Source organism: Raineya sp., assembly GCF_053497555.1.
Genome location: NZ_JBRCWE010000042.1, coordinates 25,327 through 52,039, shown reverse-complemented (window position 1 = coordinate 52,039; position 26,713 = coordinate 25,327). Strand labels below are relative to the sequence as shown.

25 protein-coding genes are annotated in these 26,713 nt (G+C 37.8%); 12 read left to right on the top strand and 13 right to left on the bottom strand.

The features are described from left to right. Positions 1–2,449, top strand: a 2,449-nt coding sequence (locus tag ACWITO_RS05295; protein ID WP_448528962.1) for a triple tyrosine motif-containing protein, incomplete at its 5' end; no start/stop codon positions are given. Positions 2,450–2,590: 141 nt separating this feature from the next. Here the strand turns inward: ACWITO_RS05295 and ACWITO_RS05290 are convergent. Next, the gene (locus ACWITO_RS05290) at positions 2,591–4,795 is read right to left on the bottom strand and encodes a DUF5916 domain-containing protein (RefSeq protein ID WP_448528961.1); all 2,205 of its coding nucleotides are present in this window, start codon (positions 4,793–4,795) and stop codon (positions 2,591–2,593) included. Between the two features lie 172 nt (positions 4,796–4,967). Here ACWITO_RS05290 and ACWITO_RS05285 point away from each other — a divergent pair, with 172 nt between their 5' ends. Both ACWITO_RS05285 and yajC read left to right on the top strand, forming a co-directional pair. Then, positions 4,968–5,480: a DUF1573 domain-containing protein gene (locus ACWITO_RS05285; RefSeq protein ID WP_448528960.1), complete on the top strand. Its 513-nt coding sequence runs from the start codon at positions 4,968–4,970 to the stop codon at positions 5,478–5,480. A gap of 66 nt (positions 5,481–5,546) precedes the next feature. Beyond that, positions 5,547–5,912, top strand: coding sequence for a preprotein translocase subunit YajC (gene yajC, locus ACWITO_RS05280; RefSeq protein ID WP_448528959.1), 366 nt, complete (start codon positions 5,547–5,549; stop codon positions 5,910–5,912). A 16-nt stretch (positions 5,913–5,928) separates the two neighbouring features. Here the strand turns inward: yajC and ACWITO_RS05275 are convergent, their stop codons facing one another. Continuing rightward, positions 5,929–6,546, bottom strand: a complete 618-nt coding sequence (locus tag ACWITO_RS05275) for a hypothetical protein (protein ID WP_448528958.1) — start codon at positions 6,544–6,546, stop codon at positions 5,929–5,931. Further along, positions 6,539–7,516: a glycosyltransferase family 2 protein gene (locus ACWITO_RS05270; RefSeq protein WP_448528957.1), complete on the bottom strand. Its 978-nt coding sequence runs from the start codon at positions 7,514–7,516 to the stop codon at positions 6,539–6,541. Before ACWITO_RS05270 ends, ACWITO_RS05275 begins: the two co-directional genes overlap by 8 nt. 105 nt (positions 7,517–7,621) lie before the next feature. Here ACWITO_RS05270 and nuoK point away from each other — a divergent pair, with 105 nt between their 5' ends. Next, a complete protein-coding gene (gene nuoK, locus ACWITO_RS05265) occupies positions 7,622–7,921 on the top strand; it encodes an NADH-quinone oxidoreductase subunit NuoK (protein WP_448528956.1) in 300 nt (99 codons plus the stop codon). 215 nt (positions 7,922–8,136) lie between these two features. On the opposite strand, the gene ACWITO_RS05260 is transcribed toward nuoK, so the two are convergent. Further along, positions 8,137–8,781: a lipoprotein signal peptidase gene (locus tag ACWITO_RS05260; RefSeq protein ID WP_448528955.1), complete on the bottom strand. Its 645-nt coding sequence runs from the start codon at positions 8,779–8,781 to the stop codon at positions 8,137–8,139. Positions 8,782–9,107: 326 nt separating this feature from the next. Here ACWITO_RS05260 and ACWITO_RS05255 point away from each other — a divergent pair, with 326 nt between their 5' ends. Continuing rightward, positions 9,108–10,637, top strand: coding sequence for a tetratricopeptide repeat protein (locus tag ACWITO_RS05255; protein ID WP_448528954.1), 1,530 nt, complete (start codon positions 9,108–9,110; stop codon positions 10,635–10,637). Between the two features lie 57 nt (positions 10,638–10,694). Here ACWITO_RS05255 and ACWITO_RS05250 read toward each other — a convergent pair whose 3' ends face one another. Continuing rightward, the gene (locus ACWITO_RS05250; protein ID WP_448528953.1) at positions 10,695–11,300 is read right to left on the bottom strand and encodes an RNA polymerase sigma factor; all 606 of its coding nucleotides are present in this window, start codon (positions 11,298–11,300) and stop codon (positions 10,695–10,697) included. 304 nt (positions 11,301–11,604) lie between these two features. Here ACWITO_RS05250 and panD point away from each other — a divergent pair, with 304 nt between their 5' ends. Next, the gene (gene panD / locus ACWITO_RS05245; RefSeq protein ID WP_101358078.1) at positions 11,605–11,952 is read left to right on the top strand and encodes an aspartate 1-decarboxylase; all 348 of its coding nucleotides are present in this window, start codon (positions 11,605–11,607) and stop codon (positions 11,950–11,952) included. Beyond that, positions 11,952–12,443 carry a low molecular weight protein-tyrosine-phosphatase gene (locus ACWITO_RS05240; RefSeq protein ID WP_448528952.1) on the top strand — a complete coding sequence of 164 codons (492 nt, stop codon included), beginning with the start codon at positions 11,952–11,954 and terminating at the stop codon, positions 12,441–12,443. The genes panD and ACWITO_RS05240 overlap by 1 nt, the downstream gene beginning before the upstream one ends. Here the strand turns inward: ACWITO_RS05240 and ACWITO_RS05235 are convergent. Further along, positions 12,440–14,029: a WG repeat-containing protein gene (locus ACWITO_RS05235; protein WP_448528951.1), complete on the bottom strand. Its 1,590-nt coding sequence runs from the start codon at positions 14,027–14,029 to the stop codon at positions 12,440–12,442. The two genes, ACWITO_RS05240 and ACWITO_RS05235, sit on opposite strands and share 4 nt — an antisense overlap. 101 nt (positions 14,030–14,130) lie before the next feature. Between ACWITO_RS05235 and ACWITO_RS05230 the strand changes: the two genes are divergently transcribed. Next, positions 14,131–14,496: a hypothetical protein gene (locus ACWITO_RS05230; protein WP_448528950.1), complete on the top strand. Its 366-nt coding sequence runs from the start codon at positions 14,131–14,133 to the stop codon at positions 14,494–14,496. On the opposite strand, the gene ACWITO_RS05225 is transcribed toward ACWITO_RS05230, so the two are convergent. Together ACWITO_RS05225 and ACWITO_RS05220 are read right to left on the bottom strand one after the other, a co-directional pair. After that, positions 14,480–16,990, bottom strand: a complete 2,511-nt coding sequence (locus ACWITO_RS05225; RefSeq protein ID WP_448528949.1) for a tetratricopeptide repeat protein — start codon at positions 16,988–16,990, stop codon at positions 14,480–14,482. The genes ACWITO_RS05230 and ACWITO_RS05225 overlap by 17 nt on opposite strands. Continuing rightward, positions 16,987–19,218 carry a TonB-dependent receptor plug domain-containing protein gene (locus ACWITO_RS05220; RefSeq protein ID WP_448528948.1) on the bottom strand — a complete coding sequence of 744 codons (2,232 nt, stop codon included), beginning with the start codon at positions 19,216–19,218 and terminating at the stop codon, positions 16,987–16,989. The genes ACWITO_RS05225 and ACWITO_RS05220 overlap by 4 nt, the downstream gene beginning before the upstream one ends. A gap of 173 nt (positions 19,219–19,391) precedes the next feature. On the opposite strand from ACWITO_RS05220, the gene ACWITO_RS05215 reads away from it, so the two are divergent. Further along, the gene (locus ACWITO_RS05215; protein WP_448528947.1) at positions 19,392–20,615 is read left to right on the top strand and encodes a bifunctional 3,4-dihydroxy-2-butanone-4-phosphate synthase/GTP cyclohydrolase II; all 1,224 of its coding nucleotides are present in this window, start codon (positions 19,392–19,394) and stop codon (positions 20,613–20,615) included. 1 nt (position 20,616) lies between these two features. Here ACWITO_RS05215 and ACWITO_RS05210 read toward each other — a convergent pair whose 3' ends face one another. Next, a complete protein-coding gene (locus ACWITO_RS05210; RefSeq protein WP_448528946.1) occupies positions 20,617–21,525 on the bottom strand; it encodes a TIGR01777 family oxidoreductase in 909 nt (302 codons plus the stop codon). Between the two features lie 142 nt (positions 21,526–21,667). Continuing rightward, complete coding sequence (locus tag ACWITO_RS05205; RefSeq protein WP_448528945.1) at positions 21,668–22,558, bottom strand: DUF58 domain-containing protein; 891 nt, start codon at positions 22,556–22,558, stop codon at positions 21,668–21,670. A gap of 63 nt (positions 22,559–22,621) precedes the next feature. Here ACWITO_RS05205 and ACWITO_RS05200 point away from each other — a divergent pair, with 63 nt between their 5' ends. Then, a complete protein-coding gene (locus tag ACWITO_RS05200; RefSeq protein ID WP_448528944.1) occupies positions 22,622–23,140 on the top strand; it encodes a DUF4296 domain-containing protein in 519 nt (172 codons plus the stop codon). Between the two features lie 162 nt (positions 23,141–23,302). Here the strand turns inward: ACWITO_RS05200 and ACWITO_RS05195 are convergent, their stop codons facing one another. Continuing rightward, on the bottom strand, positions 23,303–23,956 hold the full coding sequence (locus ACWITO_RS05195; protein WP_448528943.1) for a phosphatase PAP2 family protein: 654 nt from the start codon (positions 23,954–23,956) through the stop codon (positions 23,303–23,305). Between the two features lie 82 nt (positions 23,957–24,038). Between ACWITO_RS05195 and bioB the strand changes: the two genes are divergently transcribed. Both bioB and ACWITO_RS05185 read left to right on the top strand, forming a co-directional pair. Next, positions 24,039–25,019, top strand: coding sequence for a biotin synthase BioB (gene bioB / locus ACWITO_RS05190; RefSeq protein WP_448528942.1), 981 nt, complete (start codon positions 24,039–24,041; stop codon positions 25,017–25,019). 13 nt (positions 25,020–25,032) lie between these two features. Further along, positions 25,033–25,338, top strand: coding sequence for a putative quinol monooxygenase (locus ACWITO_RS05185; RefSeq protein ID WP_448528941.1), 306 nt, complete (start codon positions 25,033–25,035; stop codon positions 25,336–25,338). On the opposite strand, the gene rpe is transcribed toward ACWITO_RS05185, so the two are convergent. Together rpe and ACWITO_RS05175 are read right to left on the bottom strand one after the other, a co-directional pair. Further along, positions 25,310–25,966 (bottom strand): ribulose-phosphate 3-epimerase, encoded by a 657-nt coding sequence (rpe, locus tag ACWITO_RS05180; RefSeq protein ID WP_448528940.1) that lies wholly within the window; start codon positions 25,964–25,966, stop codon positions 25,310–25,312. The genes ACWITO_RS05185 and rpe overlap by 29 nt on opposite strands. Then, a complete protein-coding gene (locus ACWITO_RS05175; protein WP_448528939.1) occupies positions 25,963–26,577 on the bottom strand; it encodes a TetR/AcrR family transcriptional regulator in 615 nt (204 codons plus the stop codon). The genes rpe and ACWITO_RS05175 overlap by 4 nt, the downstream gene beginning before the upstream one ends. Between the last annotated feature and the right edge of the window lie 136 nt (positions 26,578–26,713).

Sequence of the window (26,713 nt, the reverse complement as noted above, 5' to 3'; positions counted from 1 at the left end):
ATTTGAGCCTATCGCTAATCAGGATTTTGAAAAAGAACTGGGTACTTTCAAAAGTATTTTTGTTCAAGAAAAGCAGGTATATTTTTACAGCGATAAAGCTCTCTGTAAGTGGAACGGCACAAGTTTAGAAACACTTTACTTGCAAGAAAATGGCGAAATGCAAGGCTGGTGCTTACTGAATGGTGAGATTTTTCTGAATATAGCCGAAAAAGGGCTTTGTAAGCTCAGCGGCAAAAATCTTACCCCTATACGTAACGATTTTGCCGAAAAATACATTCAAAACTTTGTTTCTCTTGATAAAAACCGCCTTTTGCTTGCCTGTGATGATAACCTTCTCTGGATTTTTGATGGCAAAACCTTTGATACGTATTCCAATTTTGCAAGCAACTATCTAAGCGAAAACCTTTTAGAAAAAATCACCCAACTTTCCGAAAATGAATGGGTGATTTCTACACTTGCAGGAGGTACGCTCATTCTAAACAAGCAAGATAGAAGTATTCGCTACATCATTAACCAAGAAACGGGACTTGCAGATAACGAAATCTCCGCTGTTTTTGTAGATAATCAAAAAGATATTTGGCTTTGCCATACCGAAGGCATTTCCAAAGTTTCTACACATCTGCCTGTGTATAGTTTTTCACATTATCCGACTCTTGAAGGCAAACCCACTACTATTTTTAAGCAAAAAGATTTGCTTTACGTAGGTACAAATGCGGGTCTATTCTATTTGAGCCGAAGCAACAAAGATGACGTTTCGGGGCAAGTAGCCCAAGAAAAACAACGTCAAATGCAAATTTTAGCTTGGGAACAAGCCCGCCAAAGAGCTAAACAAAAAAAGAAGAAAGGCTTAAAAAGTCTTTTACCCCAAATTTCTATTCAGAAAAAGGACGAAAAGCCCAAGACAGAAACAAAAGTAGTTACTGTTGTGGTAGAAGCAAACGTATATGACTATAATTATAGCAATTTTCTTTTAGAGCAAATCCCCTTCAATTTTCGTAAAATTTCGGGCATTGAGAGTAAGTGTAAACAACTTATTGATTTTCAAGGACACTTACTCGCTCTTACAGGCACAGGACTATATGAAGTTACCTTTGGAGTAGCCAAAAGTATTTTAGAAGACAAAACTATTCAATATTTGGAAGTTTCTGAAACTAATCCCAACGTATTATATGTATGTAGTAGCAAAGGATTTTTCTACCTGCTTAAAAATGGGGATAGCTGGTCTGAACCGCAATGGATAAGCGGCTTGCAAGGTTTCATATTCAACTGCTCGCAGTACGAAAAACATCTCTGGCTAGCGGGGCAAGGTAAAATATGGAAACTTGAACTTTCCCAAATAGGTATTCCTACAAAAATAAAAGCAACTTACACATTGGAAAAAAACAGCAATATGCGTATGTACTCGCGTGTTGTGCAAAAACAACTTGTTTTCTTTTCCAATAAAATCGTTTTGGAAAAAACAAATTTTGCATTTGACCTGTTCTTTCCTTCTGAAAAGTATGGCTCACTCAAATTAGGAGAAGTTAATTTATTTTTGGGTCATAATAAGCAGATTTGGGCTTTGCAAGAGCAAAATTGGCAAGAGTTAAATGTTTCACAAGCCAATCCTGCTATTCGCTTTCTTTCGGTACTTAGCGAAGTGCAAGATGTTTTTCAAGATGAAAATGGACATCTTTGGGTAGCTACAGCTTCAGGAGTTTTTTGGATAAATGCTTTGGAAGCCAAAAAAGAAGTAAAAGAGTCTAATCTTTTTGTCAGACAAATTGAAGGCAATGACAGCCTTTTGAGTTTGGAAAATGCTATTATTCAAAGCGATAACGAAGGGCAAAAAGTAAGTATCAGAGTTGCTTCGCCCTTTTTTATTGGTGAAGAAAATACACAAATTCAGTACCGCTTGAGCGGTCTTGACGATAACGACGAGTGGTCGGAATGGCGAAACCAATCTCTGATTGAGTTTCCTTTCCTTCCGAATGGGAAATATGAGCTACAAGTACGCTCTCGGAATGCTATGGGTGTAGTAAGTAATGTGTATAGTTTTTCGTTTCTTGTGAAAGCTCCTTTTTGGCAAACTTGGTGGTTTTACCTTATACAAATTGGAGTGATGATGGGATTACTTTTAGCGGCGGTTATCTACAATCAAAGAGGGGCAGAATCGCGAGTAGCATCAGTAATTACATTAGTAGCTATTATCACGGTGTTTGAGTTTATCATTTTGCTTTTAGAGCCAGTGATTGATAATTTTGTAGGGGGCGTGTTTATTTTCAAACTCATAATGAATATTCTTTTGGCAGTTTCGCTGGTACCACTGGAAAAGAAAGTTCGCACCTATTTGCAAAATAGCGAATATCTTGAAAAACTCGCTCGCAAATTGGGCTTCCGCAGACCTATCAGAGAGTATTTTAATGTAAATCAGTTGAAAGAACTTGCCAAAAATCGCAGGCAAGGGTAGTTTTTTTGATAGCTTGAGGCTATTAGAAATTAGATACAGGAGGCAAGAAATAGGATTTTAGACAATAGTATTTGGCAAAAATATTGTAAATAAAACTTCTCCCAAGAAGCAAATTTTTTTGAACCTAAAAATTACACCTTTTTACAAGTTGAGCCAATAAGTAGCTTTCAGCACTACAAAACGGCTTTTTATAGAAAAATCTTGTGGTAAGTAGTTATCGGTATAAACCAAAAACACGTCTGAAACAGGGGCAAAACGCCATTGCAAACGCCCATTCAGATTTACATTTTCGGTTTGGGTATTGTATTGTAGAAAAATGGTAAGAAAAAGATTCGTAGTAAAAGAAACATCTGTACGCAAGTTGAGCAGTACCAAATCAGCAGAATTGTAGCCTTCAGGCAAACGAATATGGCGATAGTCTGCCTCTAAGCCGATTTGTCCGAAAGGCTGAAAGCGATAGGTAATAGAAGCATAAGGAGCCAGCTGTTTGCCATTGTAATACTCTCCCCCCTCAAAAGCAAAACTATACACCAAGAGTTTGCGTCTATCGGAACGATAAAATACATCAAAATAATTGTTGGTAAATTCCGAACCCGTAGGCAAACGATTGCCTCCTGTATTGGTGGGGTCAAAAGGGAAAAATAAACGAGTATAAGTATTGCGAAAAGATGTAGAGAAAAAAGCAGTATTTTGGAAAAGAATATTGCCCGAAATAGAATTGTTCCTATCATTGAGTTGCCACTGCGTATCCCAATAGAAATTGTTGTATTGTGTAAATTGAATACGTGCAATTTTTTTACTCCATTTCCCTTTTGGGAAAAAATTGCGTGTAGCAAGCGGTTCAAAGCGGTACAAGTCGTTGCGAGGCACAAAGCCTATATCATTGATTTGATAATTTTTGCCTACATACTCGTGATTCCAAGCTATGCTCCAATTAGGCGTAGTATAGTTGATATAAGCGGCGTGAGCAAATTGTTCTTTCTGCGGATTAGGACTAATTTGCTGATGATAAAAAATTTTGCCATTCCATCGGTTATCTACTGAAAGAATATTGTAATCTATCCCTACCAAACGATTGAAGTTTTGGTTATTGAAGGAAAAATCCGAGAGGGTATCGGCAGTACGTTGGCGATTTACAAAAATACCTGCAATGTTTGAGCGTTTGAATACGGTTCTCTGTACTGCCGCCACGGTGAAATTATCGCCATAAATTCCTCTATCTTTTTGGTTGGCGGTTTGCATATTCAAAAGACCAATACGCCAATACTCGTTGGTCTTACCGCTCAATCTTGCCCCATACAAAATAGGGTTTTGTACTATGGTTTTAGAAATAGTATCAAAGCCAATGCCAATACGGCGAGAAAAAAACGGACGGATACGACTAAATCCGAAACGAGCAAATAAATCAGCATTTTCAAGGAAAAACTGCCTGCGTTCAGGGAAAAAGATTTCAAATCTATCTAAATTAGTTACCTGTCTATCTACTTCTACCTGCGAAAAATCAGGATTGAGTGTAAGGTCTAAATTGAGTGAAGGGCTAACAGCAATTTTGGCATCTGCCCCCGCATTTGCTCCTATTTTTTTGTTTTGTGTAACATAATTTTCGCTAATATTGCCCGTAACATAAGGAATAACCGCCACATTCGCTCCTGGGGCAGGCAAAGGCTCTTCAAATTTGAGCTTTCCTACAAAACCCAGATTGGTTATTCTGAAATTTCTACCCACAGGCACCCACGTAGAAATTTCGTTTTCTACACGGCTACTGCGAGCAAAATTGATATTCCATTCACCAGCATTTTTTTTGTAACGTAAAGTTTTGAGAGGTATAGCCATTTCTACAATCCACTTATCTTCATACTGCCTCACTTCCGAATACCATTTATTATCCCAATCGGCACTAATACTGAATACCCCTCCATCAGAGATAAGTCCTTCGTATTGTACGTTGTAAGGGCTTACCAAGAACGCAAAGCCGTTGGTTTTATCTTGAAAAGTATCTATGAAAACAGCAAAATAATCGTTATCATCTTTGCCAAAATCTCTACGCAAAGAAGTAACTACATACGTGCCTTTGGGCTGATAGCAGACCGCCGCAACGTAAAAGAAGTTTTTATCAAAAGCAGTAAAAACTTCGGTTTGCAGTTTGGCAAAAGATGTATCGTAAGGGAAATTTTGAAAAAAGTTGGTAATCTTAGGGCTTTGAAGCCAAGTATCTTCATTCAACCTGCCATCTAACTCAATACTTCCTTTTGCTCTGACAGCCTGCAACTGATAGGTAAATTGCTTTTGAGCAAGTAACGAAAAACTACAAAAAATAACGAAAAAAGCAGATAGTACAATTTTCACAGAATTTGTTTTTTTAGGAGTATAAACGTTTGGAACAATGATAAATTTCATTATTTTCAAATCATTTCAAACCCCAAGTATTTGAAGGAACGAAATTAGCGAAAAAAAGTTGTTTGCAAAGGCAATTTTTTTTAATTTTGCACGTCTTTTTACAAAAATCGTTAAAATCTTTATGAAAAAAGTTGTATTAAGTGTAATGCTGGCTACCTCTCTTGGCTTTTTTTCTTGTGAAAAAAACACTAAAAACCAAGAAAATGGCAATAGCCAACCCAATGCAACTGCTACAAACCCACAAAACACAAGCAACAGCCAAGAGCAACCCAAAGCCTCTATCAAGTTTGCAGTTACAGAATACGACTTTGGGGAAGTAAATGAAGGTGAAAAAGTAAAATATGCTTTCAAATTCACCAATGACGGCAAGAATCCGCTTATTATTCAAGATGCTAAACCTTCTTGCGGCTGTACGGTGCCTACTTATTCCAAAGACCCCGTAGCTCCCGGTGGTTCTGGCGAAATTATTGCAGAGTTTGATAGCAACGGCAGACCCGGTGAAGTGAATAAAACTATCACCATTACAGCCAATACCGAACCGACTACTACCGTGCTTTACTTGAAAGGAAAAGTAAAAGGTAAAAATCCGCAAGTGCAAGATTTGAGCCAAATGAAAGGTCCCGTGAAGCAATAAAATTCTTTTCAATACTCTGTACTAAATACTTACTACTCAATACTCTGTACTCATTACCCAAATACTATGTTAGAAACCTTATTTTTACAATCGCAAACAGGCTCACAAGGCGGTAGCTCGGCAATGAGCCTTGTTTTTATGATAGGTATTTTTGCGGTGTTTTATTTCTTTATGATACGCCCCCAACAAAAACGCCAAAAAGAGCAGATGAAATTTCGTGATACAGTAAAACGTGGCGATAAAATTGTTACGATTGGGGGTATTCACGGCAAAATTGCAGAAGTAAGCAAAGATACCATTGTGCTGGAAATTGATAAAGGCGTGAAAATTACTTTGGAAAAGAACGCTATTTCAATGGAAGGAACTAAACGCTACGAAAGCGATAACGCCAAAAATGTAAGCAAAAGCGAAGAAGTTGCTGAAAGCAATTAAATTTCAAATTGCTTTTCTACTCAAATCCAATCATCAAACCTACATTAAAGGCTTGCATTGCATCTCCATAGCGAAATTTCCAAGCTATACTGGGAGCAATGACAAGGTGTTTTTTGTTACTAAAACGAAACTGAATACCTGCTTCCAAAAGTGCTTTGAGTTCGTTTTTATCCAAAATATCGGGACGATATTCAAAAGAAGCAGGGTAAATATAGGGGCTAATTTTGTTATATTTTCCCCCGAAATGAAGTTGTACGCCTTCGGGAATGATAATAGGTAAAATGACAAGCCCCAAAATATCTTGAACAATATTGCCTGAAATAAGCACAAATCCGCCTCCACCCTGCACAACAGCGTGTGTCATCAAGCCACCTAAACCATAATGTAGCATTAACTTTTTATCAGGATTGACCCCAAACATCAAACGATTGTTCAAACTTACTTTTCTGCCAACAAAATATTGAAAAGCCAAGCCATACATTGTGCGTCTTGCGAGCTGAGAATAATAAAAATCTTGCGATGCCACAAGCCCAAAAGTAACCTTCCTGATACTGGAATACTCCTCTGCCTCCTCCTCTTGAGCAAAGGCTTGAAAAATAGACAGGAAAGCAATGAAAAGTAAAACTTTACGCATAACGAAAACGATAATACATTTGGTACAGCCAAGAAAGATTGACTTTCTTTTCTGCAAGATACAGAATAGTTGTTGTAAAGCAATTTTTGTACCCAAGTAAATTTTTGTTTTTCAAAAAGTTAGCATATTGCTCTACAAGTTCAAAATTTTCGCTAAAATAGCATTGCCGTAAGTGGTAGTGTGCATTACGAGCCAGTGCCCGAAAATCCGCTTCGGTTTTGCAATAGGTATATGCCTTTTCCAATACTTTTAATGTAGATTTCAGTAAAATATTTTGTCTTTTCTGATAAAACCTTTGCGAAAGCGAATTTTGATGTTTGCGGTAAAGTGTAGTTACTTCATCAAGATAAGCAAAATCATAATTTTGTGAAGCTCGTACCCATATATCAAAATCTTCGTAAGCCAAACTTTCGTCATAGCCACCCAAATCTTCCAACATGCTTTTACGAAACATCATTGTAGGCGGACAAATGAAATATTTTTCTAAGACTGCTCTGAAAAAATTTTCTTTCGGAACTTTTACTTTGGCTTTGCCCTGCGTATCAACAGGATAGTGATGTTTCAAAAGTTTACCTTTTTCGTCAATGATTTGGGCATTGCTGAAAATCAAGCCTACTTGGGTAGATTGTTTTTCAAAAAAATTTACTTGCTGTTCTAATCTGCGGGGAAGCATTACATCATCAAGGGCAAAATCTACAACATATTTACCCTCTGCGAGTGCGAGTGCTTGGTTGAAAGAAACGCAATTCCCTTGATTTTTTTCGTGGAAAATGCAGGCTTTTACTTTTTGGCAAGGATTTTGCGAAAGGAATTGGCGGATAATTTCAGGGCTATTATCCGAGCTGGCATCATCAACAACAATTACTTCCCAATACTGAAAACTTTGTTTCCATAAAGATTGTAAAGCCATTTCTATAAAAGGAGCGTGATTGTAGCTTAAAGCAACTACCGAAACCAAAGGAGTATTCATAGAGAGAAAAGAGCTTTTGGTCAAATGAAAAACCGCTTTCGTCAAAAACTAATTGTAAAATTATTTGGAATAAACTATTTTTGAAACGTAAATGTAAGAAAAGCTATGGAAACACAAATGTATTTAATGATTGGAATTGTGATGTTTGTAGCAGGGCTTTTTGTAGCTCTGAGCCGAAAAAATGCTATTATGGTATTGGTAGGCATAGAACTGATGCTCAATGCTTCCAATTTGAACCTACTTGCTTTCAGCTATTTGTACGAAAACTTGCAAGGACAGCTATTTTCACTTTTTGTAATCGTGATTGCCGCCGCTGAAATTGCCGTAGCATTGGCTATTATCGTAAAGTTGTATCAATACTTCAAGAATACCGATATAGATATGTTTCAGACTTTGCACAGTTAAACACACCTGAACCTATGTTACTAACCTGCTCACAAGGCAGGTTTTTTGTTTTTAAGAAAATTTACACCAAAAAAAAACACTTTTACAACCTCATCTTGCAAATCCCGAAAATCATTGCAATCCTAGTACATTTTCGGCAGAAGTTTCTGTATTCTTACATTCAACAAATTTACATCTAAAAAATTTTTACCCCCTCATCTTGAAAATCCTGAAAATCATTGTAATCCTGATATATTTTCAGCGGAAGTTTCTGTCTGTAATGTTTCTGGGGAGCTTTCGGACTTTGGGAAAAATTTTTTCTGAAATAAAATAATACTCACTACTCCCACAAAAATAGAGCTATCGGCTATATTAAAAATAGGAAAAGCAAAGTATGTGCCTCCCAGCAGAGGTATCCATTCGGGTAAAATTCCCTGCCAGAAATCGGTGAAAATCATATCTATTACTTGTCCGTGCAAAAAGGCAAAAGGGGCATCTGCGGGAAGATTATTTTTAAGAAAAATACCATAAAACATACTATCTAGTACATTACCCAATGCTCCTGCAATGATGAGCGTCATAGAAACCTGCAAACCCCAATGAACCTGCCTATCTATCTGACGTTTGAGATAGATAGAAAGAGCCACCACTGCAATAATTCTAAAAGCTGAAAGCACAATTTTGCCATAAGGAGGTGGCAAAAGTATGCCAAAAGCCATTCCGGGATTTAAGGTATAGTGAATTTTAAGCCATTTCAAGCCTGTAACGTTGAAAAGAACAAATTCCTCGCCAAGGTGCATATTTGCATATACCCAAAGTTTGGAGCTTTGGTCTATGATTAGCACCAATAAAGCTATCAAAATAAACTTAAAATAACGCATAAGTTTGCCATTAGAACCGCAAAGGTAAAGTTTTTTAGGACTTTGGGCAAAGAAGTTCGCAAATTATTTACATTAGCAGGCTTTTGGGTAAATTGTGAAAAATGGTTAGCTCAAAAAAATCAAACAAGTTTTTTGTTCAAAAAATTTTTTTTCTTACATTTGTTGTAAATTTGAGTAGCTATTGATTTGCTTCTCTTACTCAATAGACTTATACATTTCTGTTGTAACCAATTAAAAATATTTAGCTTCTGATAGTTTTCCAACTTTTAAGCTTTTTTCTAAAAATTGAGAGTATAAGTCTTTGTCTCACCTTAAAAATTAAAATTATGAGATTTCTCTGCAACTTGGGAATTTATGTTGTTATTGTCTTGATTTCCCATTCCATTTTGGCACAAGATAAAAAATTGGATAGTTTGGAAAATGTGCTGAAAAGCCAAAATACCAAAGATACCAATCGCCTTTCTACGCTTGTACAACTTGGGCGTATGTATAGCAAAAAAGATTTAAGCAAATCCTTTGATTACGCCAAGCAAGCCGAAGCACTTGCCAAAGAGCTAAAAAACATCAAAGGCGAAGCCAATGCCCTGCAAATTATGGGCGTTGTAGAAGATTTGAAAGCCAACTACAAAGATGCCATTGCGTATATGGAAAAATCTTTGGAGCTTAATCGCAAAATTGATAGCCAAAAGGGAATTGCAAGCTGTTTGAACAATCTTGGTATTTACTACTTCAAGCAAGGAGATTACCTCAGTTCTATCAAAAGACATTCAGAATCGGTGGTAATAAAAGAAAAATTAGGAGATGAGGCGGGCATTATCTCCTCCAACATCAACATAGGGGTAGTGTATGACCAACTCAAAGATTACGATAAAGCTCGCGATTACTTTCAGAAAGCTCTGGCAGTAGCCGAAAAAAACGAAGACTATGCCGAACAACACGCTACCGTGCTATTCAACCTTGCGGCTCTTGCCACCAATGAGGGCAACTTTGAAGAAAGCCTCAAGCTCAACCAGAAGGCTTTGGAAATAAGAAAAAATATTCAAGACGATGTACATTTGCCTGAAAGTTTGAGAGCGATTGGTGAAGTTTATACAGCTCTCAAAAACTATCCTACTGCAAAAAAACATCTGGAAGATGCTATCCGAATGGCAGAAGAAATTGGCGATAAACTTACTTTGGCTGTAGGGTACAGCAGTATTGGCGATTGGCACGAAGCCCAAAAGCAATACGCCAAAGCTTGCGAGTTTCATATTAAAGGGTACGAACTTGCCAAAGAAATTGGAGCAAAGCACGTTTTACGCGATGCCGCCGAAGATTTGAAAAAGAACTACTTAGAACTTGGTAACTTCAAAGAGGCAAATGCTTGGGGTGTGAAACTTATTCAGCACCAAAAAGAAGTGTTGAGCGAAGATATGCAAAAAGAATTTTCTCGCTTGGAAGGGAAATTAGAACTTGAGCGACAACTCGCCCAAGAACAACGTGAGCGTGAAATTCAGGCAGAACGCGAAGCCAAAGAACGTGAAAGACAAAACAATCTGCAATATTCTGCCATTTTCATTGCCCTTGTAAGTGCCTTTCTGATTGTAATTGGCTTTCTACGCCGCACTATGCCCACTTCGGCAGTGGAAAATATCACCTTTTTCATCTTACTTATTTTCTTTGAGTTTGTCTTGGTATTTTTAGACCCTTTTATTTCGCAATATACCAATGGCTTTCCTCTATTTACACTTGCCGCCAATGTGCTTGTAGCTCTTGCCTTTATGCCAATTCATAGAGGGTTGGAAAAAACACTTAAAAAACGTCTTACACCCGAAAAATATACTGCAAGATTGGGAGTGGAAGTAGAAACTGAATAAAATAGCAAAGCCTTCGCCCAAAGCGAAGGCTTCTTGCATATTGTAAAATTTAGTTACCTAACAATACGCATTCACGTAGTCGGCAAAATTGAGATTGTACTTTTCTGCTTGCTTGCGTAGGTTGATAAGTGCATAACGCATACGCCCCAAAGCAGTATTGATACTCACACGAGTTTTATCGGCTATTTCCTGAAAACTCATTTCGCCATAGTGCCTCATCATTAGTACCTCTCTTTGGTTTTCGGGCAGAGTTTCTATGAGTTTTGCTAGCTTTTCATTTACTTCATCTCTAATTTTCAACTTTTCGGCAGAGTCTTCGGCAAAATTTAGATGGTTACAAATTTCTTTTCTATCTTCTACTTCTACCATCGTAGCTTTTTTAGACCTACGGAAATAATCTATCGCAAGATTGTGAGCAATGCGGCAAGCCCAAGGCAAAAATTTTCCTTCTTCGCTATAATTGCCTTCTTGTACATTGCGAATAATTTTCATAAAGGTATCTTGCAATAAATCTTCTGCCAAGTTCTTTTCTTTCACAATGTTGTAGATAGTGGCGTAAATTTTACTTTTATGTTTAGACCATAGCTTGTTGAAGGCTCTTTCATCATTATTTTTCGCATAAGAAGCGAGTAAAACACCGTCGGTCAATACTGGATTTTTCATATCTTTACCAAATTTGATTTTGAACCAAGCACCTTTTGGCATATCTAATGGAAAAAATCATTCCAAAAGTTAAAATTTTCTGTGCCAAACCCGCAAAAACTGCAATATTTCCGTAGAAAAGGCGTTTTTTTAGGAAAAAATTTTTGGAACGCTGGGAATAAGAAGTTAAAATTTGTCCGAAATCGGACAAATTTTGTACGCAGGCGAACAAAACGCCGAATTTCAATTTTCAGTATTTAGAAAATTCCTAACTTTGCAAAAATTTTTCAAGCAATCTTGTTTTTAGTGTCCGATAGCTCTTTTTATGTGGATAGAAGTTTTCAAATCAAAAATTCATCGCGTACGCGTAACCCAAGCCGAACTGCATTATGTAGGAAGCATCACGATTGATGAAGCCCTAATGGAGGCGGCGAATATCATTGAAGGCGAAAAAGTTCAAATTGTTAATATCAACAATGGCGAAAGGCTGGAAACTTATGTTATCAGGGGCGAACGCAATTCAGGAGTAATTTGCCTGAATGGTCCTGCGGCACGCAAAGTGCAAGTAGGCGATATCATTATTATTATTGCTTATGCCCTGATGCCTTTTGAGGAAGCCAAAAAGTTCAAACCTACTATGATTTTTCCTGATGAAAATAACCGAATAGTGTAATGAAAAAAGTGTTGTTTGTTTGCTTGGGCAATATTTGCCGCTCTCCGCTTGCCGAAGGAATTTTCCAAAAACTCATAGAGGATGCAGGGTTACAGGACAAAATTTTTGTAGATTCGGCAGGTACATCATCTTATCATATTGGCGAATTACCCGACTACCGAACTTGCCAAGTAGCTGAAAAAAACGGAATTATCCTCACCCATAGAGCCAGACAGGTACGGAAAGAAGATTTCAAGGAGTTTGACTACATTTTAGCCGCTGATAAATCTAATTTACAGCATTTACAAAATCTACAAAGTCAGGTTTCGCATAGCAAAGCCCAATTGCACCTTATACGCGATTGGGAAGGGAAAAATCTGGAAGTACCCGACCCCTACTATGGCTCTATGAAAGATTTTGAACAAGGTTATTTTTTGCTTGAAAAAGCCCTGAAAAACTTTGTTGAATACTTGCAAAAAAGCATCGGAGAGGTCGCACATAAAGCTCATTAGTCTTTCCAGAATTGCCTGCCTTCTTTGCTGATAAAACCTATTATCTTTTGCGTTTCGGGTACATATCGCTCCGAAAGTGATTTGAGATTTGTAACTACATTACCACTTTCATCAAGGTTGGGTCCCAAATCCTCATCACTTTCGGCTTTACTCATTTTGTATAGCAAAATGTACCCCTGCTCTATGCTGGCAGATTGGGCAGGAAATTCCGCTATTTTCTTTCCTAACAGATCTAAAATTAGGCACCTGCCTTTTGGGAACACTACCATAAAATCTTTTTCAATAATGGGCATTTGTGCCGATTGTACGATTTCTTTTCCCGAAGGCAATGAAAAAACTATAAAATTATCCTTTTCTTTTTGCAATACAGCATTTTGAGCGAAAATATACATTCCAAAATCCAACTTTTGGCAAGGGATAATAGTATTTCCGTTCATATCAATAACTCCTTGTCTAAAACTACCATCATCAGATTTGCACTGAACATAGCCATAGTTATACTGAAAATCAAAATTGCCACCTAAATATTTTTCCTTGTTGATAGGCTTGTTATCGGCAAGACGAATAGGCAACCATTCATTGTTTTTCATCAAAAAGCAAATGCCTTTTTGCACATTCAAAGCCCCCTCATATTCTAAAGGTACTACCATTTTGCCCGTTGTATCTACAAAACCTATTTTTTTATTTTTGCTAACTTCTCCGTATCCATCAGAAAAATTTCTGGCTCTATCGTATTCGGGTTGGGTGATTTCCTTTCCTGTTTTCACATTCAAATAACCCCATTGACCATTGTTTCCCTCAAATGGAATAATCTTATTGCAAACACTTAATCCTAAATTTTTATATCGGCAAGGAACTACCTCTATACCATTTTTATCCACAACTCCCCACAAACCTTGCTCATTTTGCACTTTGGCATAACCCTCGCTTACAATAGTCCCCCCACCATACTCAAAATATTTGAAATCGCTAACCTGTTTGCCTTTGGTATCAAACAAAGCTATTTTAGCATTTTTGGCTAAAGCAAACACTTCTGCATCTGAGTTGGAAACTGAAATGCTTTGCAATTCGTATTCTACCCGTAATACTATCTTTTTCTCATCAAGGCTGTACAAGCCATAATTTTTATTTTTGGAAATAAGCAAAAGATTGTGCCATTGCTGCTGATATGCCTTTACTAAGCCAATATCCTCGTATTCAGGGGCTAATAGTAGATTGCCCTGCAAATCGTACAAAGCCAATTTATCATCAGGGGTATCGCTTGCTACAATGGCTTTGGGTAAAATATTTACTCTCCAAAATCGTATTGGTAAAATGATTTTACCACGTTTATCTATTACGCCCCATTTGCCTTTATCAAAAATAGCCAAATAGTCCAGATTGGTATCGCCATAAGAAAAACAAACATACTCATACTGGGGTTTAGAAATGATTTCTCCTTTTTCATTGGCAATTCCCCAAAATTTACCTTGTCGGAAAGGCAAAGAAATTTGAGAGTTATCTTCCGTTTGTTTTTTTTCCGCCTTTTTTTGGCAGGCAAATACAAGCAAAAAAGCAAAGACGAGCAAATTTTGAAATGATTTCATTGGCTGAAATTTTCTGTAATGATAGCAAAAATCCTCAATAAATTTTGAGATTTTATTTTTTTTGCGAGATTTGTAAAATGGTATCTTGAAACTCAAAGTCTATGTCGCCTGTTTCCCGATTTTTTGTAGGTTTGCTAATGTTTTCGGCAGGGATTTATATTTTGCTGAAATCTATTCACGTAAGCAATTCTTTTTCAATGTCTTATCGTTTTGGTTATGGTAATGTAGGTGTACCCGCAGGGGTGCTTTTTTTAGGATTTATTTTGGGGGTGGGAATGCTATTTTTCAATGCCAAAAGTCCCGTAGGTTGGATTGTAACCACTCTTTCAGTAGGTTTCTTGATTGTAGGGGTGATTATGAATCTACACGTATCGCTGGCAAGTATGGATGCTTTCAGCCTTTTGAGTATTTTGGTTTTGGTAGCAGGTGGGGGCGGACTGCTGTTTAGCTCTATGCGAAAGTCTTAGGGTTAATTTTCAGTCCCATTACCAGTACATCATCAGTTTGTTGCATCAATCCTTTCCACTCTTTGAAAGTACAATTGAGTATTTCTTTTTGCTCTGCACAGGGCTTTTTGTGAATATCAGTGAGAAGTTGTTTGTATTTTTTTGTCATAAATTTTTTATTCCTTTCGCCACCTATTTGGTCTTGGTATCCATCAGAATAAGCATACAACATAATAGGTGTGTCTAAATCAAAGGATTGAAGCGAGAATGTCTTTTCTTCTTCGTTATTTTCAGCCCCTGCAATATGAAAATAATCGCCTTTGAGTTCCATCATTTCGTCATTCTTGAAAAGTAGCATACTGCTCTTTGCTCCTGCAAAAAGTAATTTCTTTTGCTTTTTATCAATACAAAAAACCACGCCATCCATTCCATCAACTAATTTTTTATCCGATGCAATAGCCTTTTTTACAAAATCATCCAATACCAACAAGATTTTTTCAGGTGAATAAATGCCTAATTCACCTACAATTTTATCCAGCATTGTTTTACCAATAAGGCTCATAAAAGCACCGGGTACGCCATGTCCTGTACAATCCATTACAGCCACTATTACAAATTGCTGATTGGTATACAACCAGTAAAAATCACCCGAAACAATATCACGTGGCAAATACAAAATAAAACTCTCTTCAAAATAGGCACGGAAAATATTTTCATCGGGCAACATTGAGTCCTGAATACGCTGTGCGTAGTTGATACTTGCCAATATTTCGTCATTTTTATGCTCAATTTCGGCTTTTTGCTCGCTGATGGTTTCCACGGCGGCACTTAATTCTTCATTGGCGGCATTGAGTTCATCATTTTTTTCAAGTATTTCTAAATGTTGTTTTTTGAGCAATTCATTATTTTGCAAAATGATATTTTGCTGGATTTTGAGCTTTTTATTATCTCGCTGTTTTACCCAAAAACCGATAAGAGCAAGCAGTAAAATGCCCGAAATACCTACCCCTATGGCGATAAAGAGCTTTGCCTGATTGAGTTTAGCTTCACGCTCTCTTTCCAATTCCTGCTCACGTTGCTGTTTATCACGTAAAAATTTAGCTTCCTGTTCTTTACGTTTAGCTTCTTGGGCTTCCTGATAGATTTTAGCATTTTTTAGTTCAGCTTCTTTCAGTAGGTTTTCCGTGTGGGCAAGGTCAAGTTGTTGTTTTTGAAGTATAGCTTCATTGCGTTGCTTTTCTAAAAGCAAGCTATTAGCACGAGCCTGCTCACGCAAGCGAGCCTGCTCCAATTCTGCGAGTTGAATAATTTTCTGTTGCTTGTCTAATTCATATTTTTGAGATTCCTTTTCAGCATTGAGGATAGTATTTTTCAAATCCAAGTTTTCAATGTCTTTTTGAGCCTGCAAAAGTTCCGTTTCGCTTTCTATGTCATCTGAGATTTTGCGTTTTTTGAGCAAATTTTCTTGATAAGTTAGTCGTACTTTGTAAAGGCTATCCGAAAACTTTTTATGCATTTCGTAAGCCTGTAAAGCATTTTTATTAAGATTTCGGCTCGCATAAACCGCCGAAAGCGTCTGATAAGAGCTTTGTACCGCTTGCAAATTGCCACTTTTTTCGCCAAAATCAATAGCTTTGTGAGCATATTTTTGAGCCTTATCGGCATCTCCACTATAAAAATAGGTTTTAGCAATCAGGTCATAAAAATCCGCCGTTTCCGCTTCGTCTATATTCGGCGTTTGCAGAAGAATACTCTCAATTTGTTTGAGGTAGATTTTAGATTTTTCAAAATCTTTCTGCGACTGATACAAAACTGCCAAATTGGAAAGCATTGTTCTGTATTCAAGGTTTTGCTCCATTTTTAATTCTTTTTTGAGAGCAAGAGCCTTTTCAAAATAGCTAATAGCCTGTGGCGTATTTCCCAATTTTTGGTAACCAAATCCTAAATTATTGAGTGTTATGGCTTGTGCCTCTTTATCCTGACTTCGCTCATAATTTTCAAGAGCTTTCTGGTTTAGCTCTAAGGCTTTCTGAAACTTACCTTCCTGATTGTAAAGATTTGCCAAAATGCCCAAAACTTGTACCTCTTGCGTAGTATTTTTAGCTATCTTATGCGTTTCTAAAAGTCTTTCATAGTATAAAATGGCTTTGGGATTGTTTCCTGCATTTTCGTAGCTTTTAGCAACTTTTATCAGCAGAAAATCTGTTTTTGCTTTCAATTTGTCTTGTTTTTGAGCGATTTCAAGGGCTTTGAGGAAATATTCTGCCGCTTTCTCGTGAATTTGCCATTCATTCAGCAAAAATCCTATTTCAGCATAAGTTTGGGATAATTTTTCGTCATCTTTTTTTCTTTCTAAAATATTGCTAATCAGATAGTAATACTTAAAAGAAGTCGCATATTCTTTGGTTTCTTTGTGCTTACGAGCCAAAAATAACAGGCTATCTACTTGTGCCATAGATAGATGAGTGCCAAAAAGCAGTAAGAAGAGAGAATATAATAAAACTAACCGGCTCATCTGAAATTAAAATTCAAGCCAAATACAATCATTCGCTTGGGTTGCGGATTGTAGAGCAAATCTCCTGAACCATAAGCACTAATACCCGCATAGCTTACGTCAAGAATATTCTGAATTTGCAAGTATGCCTGAAAATTTTTTTGTAAAGCATAGCTTGTCATAAAATCCAAAGTATGATAGCCTCTAATAAAATTTTCAGCCTTTTCAAAGTCGGCTTTACTACCAATATCACGCGAATACCAGCTACTTGCCAACACATTGCGAAACATAAGATACCACTTTTCAGTAGGTTTGAAAGAGATATTCCATTGAATAAGCCAAGTAGGCATTTCCCGAAAAGTATTTATTTTTTCCTCACTTACAGGCAGTAATTCTTCGCCTTGCGAGTAGGTAAGGAACAAATCTGATGCCATTTTTGCTTTTCCTATTTCTTTGAAGCGAATAGCCGCCTGCACACCCCGAATTAAAGCAAAAGCATTAGGATTGTTCCTATATGAAGACGCAGTAGAATTCACCGCATTGGGATACAGTGAAGCATCTATCGGAACTTGAAAAACATCTATCAAACCTTTTATATTATTCTGAAAAAAATTCAATTCGGTATAAAACTTTTTTTGCCAATTTCCACGCCAACTGATATTGAAGTTAGTAGATAGCTCTGCTTGCAAGTCGGGGTTAGGGATACCTAAATATAAAATGTTAGTTCCCCCCACAGGAACCGCTATGGAAGTGTAGCTATTATTGGTAGTCGGTGCTTTGAAAGCCCTGCCTACCGCTATTTGCAAAGAATGTAAAGCATTGAACTTGTAAAGCAAAGCCAAACGAGGATTGAAGCTATCGCCGTAAATGGATTGCTTATCGTAACGAAGCCCTACGATTGCCGAAAATTTGCTATTGTTGTAATAGCCCTGTACAAAAGCCCCCAGATTGGAAAAAACAATCGGGTTGTAACCAAATTTACCAAATAGTGTGTCGGAAACAGGCACCTCTGTTGCAAAAGGTCGGTAATTTTGCGGATTGAAAGGAACAGGCAAGTCGTTTGTTTTGGGCAAATTTCCCGAAAATTGATAAGAAACCCCCGCAGTAGTTTCAAACTTATCATTCCAACGATAGGTAAAAAGTTGCTCAGCAAATAAATCATCAGAAGCGGCGTATTTGTACTGCCTTCCTTTATCCCCACCTTCAAACACCAAAGCAAAAGAACTTTGTTTATCCAAACGATAATTTAGCAGAGAAATATTGGTGAGTAAAGAAATTTTATCAAAGTTTTTGGTATAAATCGCCGCATATCTTCTAATTCGTTCTCCATAGAATGTTTCGGGGTCATAGTAGAAATAAGAAGCCGTGCTTTGCCCCAAAGAGCTATGGTCTTTTCTATACATTTCTGTAAAAGAAAGCGTTATATCTTTGTAGCGAATATCTACCCCATACGTATAGCTCATTCTGGGCAAATTTCTGATTTCAGGACTTGTATTTGTACCTCTATAATTGGGGGTATAGATAGGTATTCCACTTGCAAAATCAGAGTTATAGTTTTGAGGATTCCACACGGGACTATCTAGTGGTAAGTTCAGGTCATTTTGCTGTGAAAAGTTCCCCATCAAAGTATATTGTAAAGATTGAGGATTTTCTTTACCAACTTCTATGCTACTACCCGCCAAGAAATGAAAATGATTGTAACCAAATTGTCCTGCCGTAATACCTGCTTGAAAAAAAGTATTATCTTGGGGATTTTGTGTAACAATATTGATAACTCCCGCAAGGGCATCGGCTCCGTAAATAGCAGAAGCCGCCCCAAATATAATTTCTATTCGCTCCGCCTGCTGAATTGGAAGTTGCTCTGCAATAGGCATACCCAAAGTAGTAGTAGGGTTGAGTGGTATGCCGTTCAGAAGAATTTTGACATAATAGTTGCCTCGTAAGCCTTGCAAAAGAAAAGTTTCGCCCTCTTGCCCATTTCCTACCTTTGAAATACGTACTCCGACAACGTCTTTCAGCACATCTACTAAACTTTTATAGGCATTTCGTTGGATTTGTTCCTGTGTAACTACAAAGATACTGACAGGTAAATCTGCTACTTTTTTTTCAGTACGACTTGCCGAAATTACAATTTGCTCAAACAAATCAGTATTTTTACTCAAATCATCAGCACCCAATTTTTCAATTTCTTGGGCATAAATACTGATAGGCAAAATGTTTAACCAAAGAAAAGCAAAAAAACACCTCATCAACCTGAAATTTTAATTTTCAAGCAAAAAATGCAAATCAATTCGGTTAATGGTGTTTTGGAAATTTTTCTATGCAAAACTATGAAATTTTTATCAAACAAAAAATCCTTTTCAGAATTTCAAAAAATTTGAACACTTTTGCCTTCTAAAATTGTTTTCCTAAAAAATCAGTTATGGACATACGTTTGGATAGCATAGAAGCGGCTTTGGAAGATTTACGCCAGGGCAAGGTTGTGATTGTGGTTGATGATGAAAATCGTGAAAATGAAGGCGATTTTATTTGTGCCGCCGAAGCCATTACACCTGAAATTGTCAATTTTATGGTCAAAGAGGCTCGCGGCTATTTGTGCGTAGCTCTCACCGAAAAAAGATGCGAAGAGCTGAAATTAGACCTGATGGTAGGACAAAACACAGACCCACACAAAACTGCTTTCACAGTAACCGTGGATTTGCTTGGGCACGGCAATACCACGGGTATTTCGGCACAAGATAGAGCTCGAACTATCAAGGCTCTGGTAGATGAAAACACCAAACCCGAAGATTTAGGCAGACCCGGACATATCAACCCACTGAAAGCCCGTGAAGGCGGTGTTTTACGCCGTGCAGGACATACAGAAGCCTCTGTGGATTTGGCTCGCTTGGCAGGTTTCAAACCCGCAGGCGTACTCATTGAAGTAATGAACGAAGATGGCTCAATGGCTCGCTTGCCCCAACTTCGCAAAATTGCAGATAAATTTGGCTTAAAACTCATTTCTATTGCCGATTTGATTGCCTACCGCCTCAAATACGATAGCCTCATTCATTGTGAAATTGGCGTACAACTTCCTTCGGTTTGGGGAGATTTTGATTTGATGGCTTATCGCCAAATTGATACCGATGAAATTCACTTTGCTCTAGTGAAAGGTTCTTGGCAAAAAGATGAACCCGTGCTGGTGCGTGTTCATTCCTCGTGCATTACAGGTGATATTTTCGGTTCTTGTCGTTGCGACTGCGGTCCGCAATTACATACTGCTATGCTAATGATTGAATCCGCTGGCAAAGGCGTTGTATTGTATATGAACCAAGAAGGACGAGGCATAGGGATTATCAATAAACTCAAAGCCTACAAACTGCAAGAGCAAGGGCTAGATACCGTACAAGCCAATTTGGCTCTCGGCTTTCAGATGGATGCCCGCGACTACGGCGTAGGAGCTCAAATCTTACGAGATTTAGGCATTACTAAAATTCGCCTCATTTCCAACAATCCCAAAAAAAGAGCAGGACTTTTGGGCTACGGTCTGGAAATTGTTGAAACCGTACCCATTGAAATTCAGCCTAACCCCCACAATCAAAAATATTTAGAAACCAAACGCGATAAAATGGGACACAATATCCTGAAAGATACTTCTACGGATTAGATCACTGCATTAGCAAATCTTTCAAGGCTTCTTGTAAGGTGGGAAACTGATATTGAAAGCCCGCCTGCAATATTTTTTCATTAGAAACCCGATTGCCCCCCAAAACCATTTGAGCCATTTCTCCTACCATTAGCTTGAGAGCAAAACTTGGTACATTAGGCAAGAAAAGAGGCTTATGAATAGTTTGAGCTATGGCTTGGGTAAGTTCGGCATTCGTACAAGGCTTATTCCCTACGGCATTGAACACCCCTTTCAAATGCTCATTTTCTAATGCAAAAACAAACATTTGAGCAAGGTCTTTGATGTGTATCCAAGACATATATTGCTTTCCACTGCCCAAAGCCGCCCCCAAACCCCAACGAATAGGCTGTAAGAGTTTAGGCAAAGCCCCGCCCTCTTTGGCAAGCACAATGCCTATGCGTAAAATAGCTGTTCTAACACCCAAATCAGCTATTTTTTGCACTTCTGTTTCCCATTTTTCTGTAACATCAGCCAAAAAGTCCTTGCCGTGGGGGCTATTTTCATCAAGCCACTGCTCGCCTGTATCAAAGCCATAAATACCTACCGCCGAAGCCGAAATAAAGGATTTTACTGAATGTTGCGTTTGCTCCAAAGTTTCATAGAGTAATTGGGTAGAAAGTACTCTGCTTTCTAAGATTTCTTTTTTATAGCTTTCTGTCCAAGTTTTATCGGCAACGCCTGCCCCTGCCAAATGAATAATTGCTTCTGCTTCGGTAATTGCTTCTTTTTCTATGGTTTTCTGATAAATATTCCATTCATACACTTTCACCGAAGGAAAGGGCTTTTTCTTTCGGCTCAAATAAGCAACAGCATAGCCTTTGGATAAAAGTAATTCAGTAAGTTTTTTCCCTACCAATCCTGTACCTCCTGTAATGAGAATGTGTTTCATTGGTTTATGCCAAAATTAAAATGACTTTTATACGTTAAGCGATGATGTCGCTTTGAGCGACATCATCGCTATCAGCATAATTATTTTTATGAAAGACGACTATTTGAATGAAATAGCTCTACATTTCAAACTCTCCTAAAGCTCAAAATGTTTTGGTGTATCTCTTTTTCAGATTGTGTTTTCGTTTTTTGAAAAGCTCCAAAAGTTTGGGTACAAAGTCCTCTTGGGTGCTTATTGCAAGATAATTCGCATTGTTTTTGAGGGCAATTTCTTGCAATTTTTCTTGAATACCTTCAAAACGAGGTTTTTGTAAAGCCTTAAAAGCTCGCGAGTGTGTATTCACCCAAATAGTGCGTTTGCTTTCTTTGTCCCATACAGGAATAATTCCCATAGCAGGCAAGCGAATTTCTTGTTTATCAAAAAGATGAAGCATCACAAGGTCGTGTTTTTGAGCAAGGGCTTTGAGATGATGTTCATAATTTTCACCAATAAAATCAGAAATAAGAATAACTACACTTTTGCGTTTCAGGGTTTGAAGTGTGTAGATAATCATTTGAGCAAGGTCGGTTTGGGAAGATTGTGGTTTGAGCTTGAAAAGGTTGAAAATCATTTCATAGGCATATTTTTCGCCTTTCTGAGGCTTCATATAACGCTCTTTTTGGCTAGAAAAGCAAATCAGCCCTATATCGTTTTTTTCTTTTGCCGCCGAAAGTGCCAGTACCCCTGCAATTTCATACGCCAAACTTATTTTATTTTTCTGAAAACCAATTTCTTGTGAAGCACTCACATCAAGTACAAAAAAAACCGTTTGCTCTTTTTCTTCTTGAAATTCCTTTACGAAAATCCCTTGTCCTTTGGCACTTACGTTCCAATCTATTCGGCGGACATCATCTCCGTACAGATAATCGCGTACATCAGAAAACTCCAAACCCGAACCCTTGAATATAGAATGAAAATCTCCTTGCATATAGGTATTTACAGCCTTTCGGATTTGAATTTCATATTTGCGAAGTTTGCTTAAAATTTCTTGCATTGTTGGCAAAGTTTTGGCAATGTGCTAATTTAGCGACAAAATTTGGATATAATTCTTTGGGCTATGAAAAATTCTTTGATAAATTTTTGCAAAAGTGTAGGAAGTAAGTTTTTGGTGGCTTTTGGGTGGCTTTGGGGAATAACTGCTTGCCAAAACGAATCCAAACAATTACCGCCTCCTATTGCCCCTGATAAAATGATTCAAATTCTCATTGATATTCATTTAGCCGAATCGCAAGTGCCTAATTTGGTCAGCACACCCGACTCTGCCTACTTTCTCAATAAGGCTTTTGAGCGAAAAGTTTTTCAAAAACACCAAATTGATTCCGCCACTTATTACCAAAGCTATGCCTACTATCTTGAAAACATTGCCGAGTTTGAAAAAATTTATGCCGTAGTAGTAGATAGCTTGGTATATCGGGAAAGCACTCACAATTTGGGAAAACCTATGGATGCCAGCCAAAAGAAAACAAACTCCTTACCCAACCCTATCAAAGCTCCCACGGATAGTTCGGGCTTGGAACTCAAAAAGAAACTCCGAAAAAAAATGCTTGAAAATAGAGGTAAAGAGTTAGAAATGTGATTTTCAGGATTTTGAAAAAATTTATTTAGATTTTTTCAAAATAATTATACAATTGTTGCAACATTTTTTATTTTTTTGCGTTAATAAAGTAAAAGGCTACGGCAAAAATTGCCGTAGCTTTTGCAGAAGTTGTTTTTTCATAATTTTGGTTAGGGAAAGACCTTACAATTTTTGTAAGGTTTTTCTATTCTGTATGTTAAACCAGTTGTAAGCAATAAGAGCAGAAATCGTGCCAATCCACGAGCCTACAAAAACATCTATCAAAAAATGTTGTTGAAGATACATTCTTGAAAAGCCTACGGATATTGCGGCAAGTATTGCCATTATTTGCCAAAGAGGGTGTTTGTGGAAAAAGGCTACTAAGGCGAAAGCCGAGAAAGCCGTAGCCGTATGCCCCGAAGGAAAGCTCATATAAGAATGAACCTCTACCCCTTCTACAAAGTTTAGCGAGGCTATTCCCTCAAAAAAATTTTTAGGACGTGGCTGTGCCTCAAACAAAAAATTTTTAAGCAACTGCACAATGGCTACGTGCAAAGCAACGGCAATGAGCATAGCCCCAAATTTAAGAAAATGCCGTTTGTAAAGAAAAATCAGTCCCATTGCAACATATACACTTGCCTCGCCCAAGTAAGTGATTTTAGGAAAAAGCCAGTCCCCAAAAGTTGTATGCCAACGATTGAGCGTAAGATGTATTTGACTTTTAGAAAACAATAGCAAACTTATTCCTGCCAGTACCCAAAACAACAAAGCTACCGCCCAAAAATAGGGCTTATCTACCACTACTTGCCGCCAAAAAGGCTTTTTTGAAGTTTCCATTTGTTTTTTTGCAAAACTATTAGCAATTTGCTTGCCCAAAATAAAGTAAAATTTAGCTTTTTACCTAAAAAAACTTACTACAATGATACGTAACGATTGGACAAAAGAAGAAATTTCAGCCATTTATCATAAACCCATTTTAGACCTAATTTATCAAGCCGCAACCATTCATAGGCAATATCACGAGCCTAATGAAGTGCAGGTTTGTACTCTACTTTCTATCAAAACGGGGGGCTGTCCCGAAGATTGTGCCTATTGCCCACAAGCGGCACGCTACCATACCGATATAAAAGTAGAAAAACTTTTAGACGTGCAAACCGTACTGCAAAAAGCCTTAGAAGCCAAAGAAGCAGGTAGCACACGCTTTTGTATGGGAGCGGCTTGGCGTGAAGTTCGCAACAACCGAGATTTTGATAAAGTATTGGAAATGGTAAAAGGAGTAGCCCAAATGGGTTTGGAAGTATGCTGTACCTTGGGTATGCTTACCGAAGAGCAAGCTCTCAAACTCAAAGAAGCAGGTTTATATGCCTACAACCACAATTTGGATACCAGCGAAGAATTTTATGATGAAATTATTTCTACACGCACCTACCAAGACCGCCTCAATACAATTGCCAATGCCAACAAAGCAAAAATATCGGTATGTTCAGGTGGAATTATAGGAATGGGCGAAAGCGTTGAGGATAGAATAAGTATGCTTTACACGCTTTCCACTTTGCCCCAACACCCCGAATCGGTACCTGTAAATGCTCTTGTACCCGTAGCTGGTACGCCTCTGGAAAATCAGCCCAAAGTTTCGGTTTGGGAAATGGTACGAATGATTGCCACCGCCCGAATTCTAATGCCCAAAGCAATGGTACGCCTTTCAGCGGGCAGAGTGCGTATGAGTGTAGAAGAACAGGCTTTATGCTTTTTGGCAGGGGCTAACTCTATATTTGCAGGCGACAAACTGCTCACTACCCCTAACCCCGATTACGTTTCAGACCAAGAAATGTTCCAAGTTCTTAACCTCAAACCTCGTCAAGCCTATAAAAGCGAGTTAGCAGAGAGTTTGAAAGTCTGATTTTGCAAGTTTTATGCTTATCCGTATAGTCAGAATGTATTTTCAGGCAGATAAGGTGCAAGATTTTTTAGAAGTTTTTGAAAATTCTAAGCATCTTATCCGCCACTTTGCAGGTTGCAAGCATCTGGAATTATGGCAAGATGCTAATTTCCCAAATGTTTTTTGCACTTATAGCCATTGGGAAAGTGAAGCACATTTGGAAAATTATCGTAACTCCGAACTTTTTCGCACTACTTGGGCAAAAACCAAGCCACTTTTTGAGAAAAAACCTTATGCTTTTTCCGTAAGGCTCAATCAAGTCGTTTCAAATCCTCAATAACTTGATGAGGGTTGGTAGCATTGAATACAAAACTTCCCGCAACCAGCACATCTGCCCCTGCCTGAACAAGTTCTTTGGCATTGGCACTGCTCACTCCCCCATCAATTTCAATGAGGGTATGAGCCTTTTTGCTATCAATAAGGTTTCGTAAGGCTTTTACTTTTTCAAAAGTGCTTTCAATAAACATCTGCCCACCAAAACCCGGATTTACCGACATCAGACAAACCAAATCAATTTCTTGAATAATTGGCTCCAACAAACTTACCGCTGTGTGCGGGTTGATAGCTACACCTGCCTTACAGCCCAAACTCTTGATTTGCTGAATATTACGATGCAGATGCGGACAAGCCTCTAAATGTACCGAAATTACCGAAGCCCCTAAATCTTTGAATTCTTTTACGTATCGTTCGGGCTTCTCTATCATCAGGTGGTAATCCAGAGGCTTTTTAGCGTACTTACGAATAGCTTTGCATACAGGCATACCAAAGGAAATATTGGGTACAAACAAGCCGTCCATAATATCCAGATGTATCCAATCGGCTTGGCTGGCATTGAGCATTTCTACTTCTTTTTGCAAATTGGCAAAATCTGCCGCCAAAATAGACGGAGCTACAATAGGCGTTTTCATTCTGCTTTTAGCAATTTGGTTACAAATTCAAAAGAACTACTAATGAGATATTTTAGAGTTTGCTTATCGCTGGTATTCAATCTTTTACGAATAAGTAAAGCACACTGCCCGTGTATGTAAGACCAAAAGACAAAAGCTACTACTTTGTAGTCTTCACCCTTGATTTGCTTGGCAACCAAGCAGGCTTCTACAATTTCTTCTATGGTTTTATAGAGCTGATGCCCTCTTTTCCAAGCGGTGCTTTCATCTTTGAAGGCTTGCAAATGTGCGTTATCAATAAACATTAGGTCATAATATTGGGGATTATCAAAAGCAAAGTTCAGATACACTTTTCCTACGGCAAGCAAGCGTTCAAAAGGCTGAACAATTGTTTTGGTAGCCTCCAATTTTTCATAAAGCAAATCAAAGGCTTTGTTTTGCAATTGTATGAAAATATCGTTTTTGTCTTTGAAATACAGATAAATAGTAGCAGGGCTATATTCAATGGCATCGGAAATGGTACGGATACTTGTGCCATCGTAGCCTTTTTCCAAGAAAATCTGATAGGCAGTTTCCAAGATTTTATTCCTGATAGCCTCTTTTTCTCTTTGCTTACGCTCTGAAATTCCCATATAAGCATATATTTTGGTTTGCCAAATTACAAATTCGCTTTGAAATAAAAAATGAAATTAGCTTGCTTACAAAAAAAAATTCAAATCATAGCGAAAACTTGAATTTGCTATGTATATTTGCAAGATTTTGTAAAGC